6 protein-coding genes are annotated in these 5,897 nt (G+C 67.5%); 2 read left to right on the top strand and 4 right to left on the bottom strand.

Translation table 11 applies throughout. The features are described 5' to 3' along the window. Positions 1-519: AMP-binding protein (locus ACWDU1_RS28280; RefSeq protein WP_450003085.1), on the bottom strand; the 519-nt coding region annotated here is incomplete at its 3' end. A 228-nt stretch (positions 520-747) separates the two neighbouring features. Between ACWDU1_RS28280 and ACWDU1_RS28285 the strand changes: the two genes are divergently transcribed. Continuing rightward, positions 748-1,635 (top strand): oxygenase MpaB family protein, encoded by an 888-nt coding sequence (locus tag ACWDU1_RS28285; RefSeq protein WP_450003086.1) that lies wholly within the window; start codon positions 748-750, stop codon positions 1,633-1,635. Positions 1,636-1,674: 39 nt separating this feature from the next. Here the strand turns inward: ACWDU1_RS28285 and ACWDU1_RS28290 are convergent, their stop codons facing one another. Next, on the bottom strand, positions 1,675-2,319 hold the full coding sequence (locus ACWDU1_RS28290) for a TetR/AcrR family transcriptional regulator (protein ID WP_450003087.1): 645 nt from the start codon (positions 2,317-2,319) through the stop codon (positions 1,675-1,677). A gap of 143 nt (positions 2,320-2,462) precedes the next feature. Here ACWDU1_RS28290 and ACWDU1_RS28295 point away from each other — a divergent pair, with 143 nt between their 5' ends. After that, positions 2,463-3,329 (top strand): oxygenase MpaB family protein, encoded by an 867-nt coding sequence (locus ACWDU1_RS28295; protein WP_450003088.1) that lies wholly within the window; start codon positions 2,463-2,465, stop codon positions 3,327-3,329. Positions 3,330-3,335: 6 nt separating this feature from the next. Here ACWDU1_RS28295 and ACWDU1_RS28300 read toward each other — a convergent pair whose 3' ends face one another. Together ACWDU1_RS28300 and pruA are read right to left on the bottom strand one after the other, a co-directional pair. Then, entirely contained in the window at positions 3,336-4,286 is a 951-nt protein-coding gene (locus ACWDU1_RS28300) for a proline dehydrogenase family protein (RefSeq protein WP_450003090.1), read from the bottom strand. A 52-nt stretch (positions 4,287-4,338) separates the two neighbouring features. Then, the coding region (gene pruA, locus ACWDU1_RS28305) for an L-glutamate gamma-semialdehyde dehydrogenase (protein WP_450003092.1) at positions 4,339-5,897 on the bottom strand (1,559 nt) is incomplete at its 5' end.

Raw genomic sequence — 5,897 nt, forward strand, 5'->3', positions numbered from 1 at the left:
GGTCCAGGCCCACGCCTCAGCGAGCGCGTCGAGGCCGGCGGCGATGGCGCCGCGGTCGAGCACCACGCCCTTGGGCGGGCCGGTGGTGCCCGAGGTGTAGAGCACGAAGGCCGGGGCCGCGGGGTCGGGTTCGGGGTAGGTGTGCCAGGACCGGGCGTGCTGCCGGACCGGCACCACGGGCAGGCCGGTGCCGTCCGGCGCCTCACCCAGCCAGGCTTGGGCGCCGGAGTCGGTGAGCATATGGTCGAGCTCCGCGGCGCCGGAGTCCGGTGGTACGGGGACCACGGTCACCCCGGCGATCAGACATCCGACCACGGCCAGCACCGTGGGCACCGTGGGCCGGGCCAGCACCGCGACCCGTTCCGCGCGCGCGACCCGTTCGGCCACCGAGGTGGCCGCGCCGAGTAGATCGCTGCGCGACAGCGTCACTCCGTCGACGGTCACGGCGTCGGGGATATCGGCTCCCGCGGCGACGGCGAGGGGGTCCAGGGAACTGAGCAGGCGCGGGCCGAAGGACATGGGCCCAAAGTACTGGGCGGGCCGCGGATCGCGGCAGGCACCCGCACCGGCGGATTCGCGGTCGGGAGACGGTACGCGATTGCGGAACCCACCGGAAATGCGAAACATATTCGCACCACTTTTCGGCGGAATTCGTGAAAGGGGATTTCTCCGATGAGACTTGACACATTTGCGCCGCGGCGAGAAGGTGAACCGAAAGATTTCTCACACCCTCGAAACGGCACCGGCATGAGCAGCTCTCCCCGCGAAGAGCCGATATCTCGCGATCCCACCGGCCATCTTCCCTTTTCCGCCGGTCGGCGGGAGGACGACGATTTCGATTTTCGTCCGTATATCGACGGTGCGGCGATACTCGGCGCCGCGGCCAATGTGATCATGCAACTCGCGGTGCCCGGAGTCGGCTACGGAGTACTGGAAAGCCCGGTGGACAGCGGGAAACTCACCGTGCACCCGGTGAAACGCACGCGGACCACACTCACTTATCTGGCGGTCGCGCTACTGGGCAGCCCGCAGGAGCGCACGGCCTACCGGAAAGCGGTGGATACCTCCCACCGCCAGGTGCGGTCCACCGCCGAGAGTCCGGTGAAATACAACGCCTTCGACCGGAACCTACAGCTCTGGGTCGCCGCCTGCCTGTACTGGGGCGCCCGTGACCTGCGGGATCGTATGCGCGGCCGGCCGGAGCCCGAACTGGAGGAGATCATCTACCGGCATTCGGCCCGCCTGGGCACCACCCTGCAGGTCCCGCCGGAGTCGTGGCCACCGGATCTGGCCGCGTTCGACCGCTACTGGGCCGACAACCTCGCCCGGACCCGTATCGATCCACCGGTTCGCGAGATGCTGGACGAGATCGTCGACCTGCGAATGTTCCCCCGGCCGGTGCAATGGTTCGGCGGGCGTTTCAATCGCTGGGTCACGGCCGGGCTGTTACCGCCGCATCTGCGCGCCGAAATGGGCATGCGCTGGTCGGCCCGCGACGACCGGCGATTCGGCCGGATGTTGCGCACACTCGGGCGCGCTTCGGCGGCACTGCCGGTGCCGGTCCGCAATTTCCCGATCAACGCGTATCTGTTCGATTTCCGCGTACGCCGCAGGTTCGGCATGAAACTCGTGTAACGGCGCCATGCGAAATATGAAAACAGTTCGATTCGGAATTCAGGATTCGGTGACCGTACCCGGCACCCGGAACGAGACCACGACATGATCGCGGGCATAACGGCGCAGCGCCTCGTCGTCGCCGAGCGGAATGACCGTCTGCGGGGTGAGGGCCAGCGAGAGCGCGGTCCGCGCGATCATCTCGGCCACCGGCAGCGGATCGTAGGCGGGCAGTTTGCCCTCGTCCTGCAACCGGGTGATGAATTCGGCGAGATAGTCGCGGCCCAGCTCGATCACCGGGGCGCCCTGGGTCGTCAGATAGGGAAGCACGATCTCGGGCTCGGTATTCAGCAACCGGTCCAGCAGTTCGTTGCCGCGCAAACCGTCCAGGAACGCGACGAACAATTCGACGATCTGGTCCTCGGCACCGGCATCGCGTTCGATCTGCCGGCCGACGGCCGCGTCGACGCTCTCGATGAACTCGCGGGTCTGCAGCAGACCGACGGCCTGGATCAGATCGGACTTACTGGAAAACCGCCGGTACAGTGTGGCAAGGGAGAGTCCGCCGCGCCGGGCGACCTCCACCATGCTGGTGCGTTTGATCCCGAAGTCGAGAAACGCCTGCAATGCCGCGGCGAGGACCGATTGGTCCTGATCGCGTCTGGGCGATCGAACCAGCGGCAACAACTGAGCCAGCGCACCCATCCCGGCACCTTCCCGTGCTCGCCGATGTGGCGACGTAACGATCAACGACCCCGTAAGCATCGCACAACAGCCACACCGGTTGACGCGACTTAGAGAGAATGAGATGGTTATCATATAACCTTCTCAAAGGAAAGAGGTCACCGATGACCGCTCCCTGGCCCGCGTCTCAGAGCGAACCCGAACCCCAGCCCCTGTACGCTCCCGATTTCGATATCGAGGACCACATCGTCGGCATCACCGCCTTCCTCGGCGGCACGGCCAACGTGATCATGCAGCTGGGTTTGCGGCCGGTCGCCTACGGCGTCATGGAGAGCGACGTCAAGACCGGCAACGTGATGGAGCATCCGTTCAAACGGCTGCGCACCACGCTCACCTACCTGTCCGTGGCAATGCTCGGCAGCGACGAGGAACGCAACGCCTACCGGCTCGCGGTCAACACCTCCCATCGCCATATCCGCACCAAACCCACCAGCCCGGTCAAATACAACGCCTTCGACCCGAAATTACAGCTGTGGGTCGCGGCCTGCCTCTACTTCGGGTTCGTCGACCTGCTCGAGAAGGTGCAGGGCCCGATGGACGAGGCCACGGCCGATACCTTCTACGCGCACAGCATCCGGCTCGGCACCACCCTGCAGGTGCGCCCGGAGATGTGGCCCCCGAACCGGGCCGCGTTCTGGCAGTTCTGGGAAGACAACCTGAACAACCTGGACATCGACGAGACCACCCGCGCCTACTTCGACGACCTCATCGATCTGAAGATGCTGCCGCTCCCGGTGCGGCTGCTCTCGGCGAAATTCCACCGCTTCGTCGTCTCCGGCTGCCTACCCCCGCAGATCCGCGAGGCGATGCGGATGAATTGGACCGAGGGCAACCAGCGCTGGTTCGACCGCACCATGAAATTCGTCGGACTGCTGCTGAAACTGCAGCCGCGGGCGCTGCGCCAGTTCCCGATGAACTACTACCTGTGGGATATGCGCCGCCGGATGCGCAACGGCAAACCGCTGGTCTGACGCCGGTCAGCGGCCTGCCACCGCGCGCAGGAAGAATCTCAGGTTCGCGGGACGCTCGGCCAGCCGCCGCATGAGATAGCCGTACCACTGCCCGCCGTAGGGCACATAGACCCGGACGAAATCACCGCGGCCGGCCAGCCGGAGCTGTTCGTCGGCGCGGATGCCGTAGAGCATCTGGTACTCCACTTCGCCGCGGCGGCGGTCGTTGCGCGTGACCATATCGGCCGCGGCGGCGATCAGGGCGGGATCGTGGGAGGCGACCAGCGGCCGGGCACCGTCTCGCATCAGCGACCGCAGGCAACGCAGATACGCGGCGTCGACCTCGTCGCGGCGCTGATAGGCGACCGTCTCCGGCTCCCGGTAGGCACCCTTGCACAACCGCACCCGCGCGCCCGCCGCGGCCAGATCGCGGCAGTCCTCCTCGCTGCGATACAGGTAGGCCTGGACAACCGTGCCCAGCCACGGAAAATCGGGCCGCACCTCGCGGATCGCGGCCAGTGTCCACGCCGTGGTGGTGTGATCCTCCGCGTCCACCGTGACCCATACCCCGGCTTCAGCGGCCTTGGTGCACAGCACCCGCAGGTTCTCGGTCGCGATCTCGGGGCCGCCGGATCCCAGCGCCTGGCCCAGTGCCGACAGCTTCACCGACACCTCGATCGGCGCCGCGCCGCGCGGGACCGCCGAGGTGTCCAGCGCGGCCAGTTCGTTGATCAGGGCCAGATACTCCGCGACGGCGATATCGGCCTGCGACCGGTCGGTGGTGTTCTCGCCCAGGAAGTCCACGCTCACCGCCCGCCCACTCGACAAGAGCTCCCGGGCCGCGGCGACCAGTTCCGCCCGCGTCTCCCCCGGAACGAAACGGCGCACCAGCGCGGCCGCGGCCGGGCTCGTGGTGAGTATCCGTTTCACCCGCTCCGATCCCGCCGCCGCGAGGATCGCGGGACGCAGCGGGTTCACCGCGCACCCCCACCGGCAGCCGCCGCCGGGGCCGCCGGCCCGCCCGCGCGACTCATTCCCGCTCCATATGGGGATAGCGGTGGTCGGTGTGCGGGACGAAGGTCTCCTTCAGTGCCCGGGGGGCCACCCAGCGCAGCAGGTTCAGCGGCGATCCGGCCTTGTCGTCGGTCCCCGAGGCCCGGGCGCCGCCGAACGGCTGCTGGCCCACCACCGCACCGGTCGGTTTGTCGTTGACATAGAAATTGCCGGCCGCGAACCGCAACCGCGCCGACGCCTCTTCCACGGCGTGCCGGTCCTGGGCGAACACCGCGCCGGTCAGCGCGTAGGGCGCGGCCGATTCCACCTCCGCAAGGATCGTGCGGAAGGCCCCCGGTTCGGCATCGTCGTACACATACACCGACAGGATCGGCCCGAAATACTCGGTCGCGAACGATTCGTCACCCGGATCCTCGGCCAGCAGGACCGTCGGCCGGACGAACCAGCCCTCGCTGTCGTCGTAGGTACCGCCCACCGGCACCGTGACACCGGCCGACCGCGCCCGCTCGATGGCCCGGACGCTCTTGTCGTAGGCCCGGCGATCGATCACCGCGCCCCCGAAATTCGACAGATCCGAAATATCGCCGTAGCTGAGCTCCTCGGTGATCCCGAGGAAATCGTCGCCCATCTCCCGCCACACCGAACGCGGAACATAGGCGCGCGACGCCGCCGAGCACTTCTGCCCCTGATATTCGAAGGCACCGCGGATCAGCGCCGTCCGCAGGGCCGCCGGGTCGGCCGACGGGTGCGCGACGATGAAATCCTTACCGCCGGTCTCACCGACCAGCCGGGGATACCCGCGATACCGGTCGATATTGGCCCCCACCTGCCCCCACAGGTATTGGAAGGTGGCGGTGGAACCGGTGAAATGGATTCCCGCGAGCCGTGGGTCGGCGAGCGCGACCTCCGATAATTCCTGCCCGTCCCCGGTGACCATATTGATCACGCCCGGCGGCAACCCCGCGGCCTCCAGCAGACGCATCGTGTAATAGGCGGCCAAGGTCTGGGTGGGTGACGGCTTCCAGACCACCGTATTGCCCATCAGCGCCGGCGCCGTCGGCAGATTACCCGCGATCGCGGTGAAGTTGAACGGCGTGATCGCGTAGACGAACCCCTCCAGCGGACGGTGATCGAGCCGGTTCCACACCCCCGGCCCCGATTCCGGCTGCTGCGCGAGGATGCCACGCGCGAACGACACATTGAACCGCCAGAAATCCACCAGCTCGCACGGCGCATCGATCTCCGCCTGCGCCACCGATTTCGACTGGCCCAGCATGGTCGCCGCGGCCACCGTCTCCCGCCACGGCCCCGCCAGCAGATCCGCGGCCCGTAACAGCACCGCCGCGCGTTCGTCGAACGGCAGCGCCCGCCACCCCGGCGCGGCCGCCGTCGCGGCCTCGATCGCCGCGGAGGCCTCGGTATGAGTGGTGTTGGTGTAGGTCCCGAGCACCTGCCGGTGCCGATGCGGTGCGACGATCTCGCGGCGCTCCCCGATACCCGGACGGTGTTTACCGTCGATCACCAGCGGGATATCGAGAGAATCGCCCGAAAGATCGGCCAGCCTGCCGAACTGGT

Source organism: Nocardia sp. NPDC003345, from assembly GCF_053589395.1.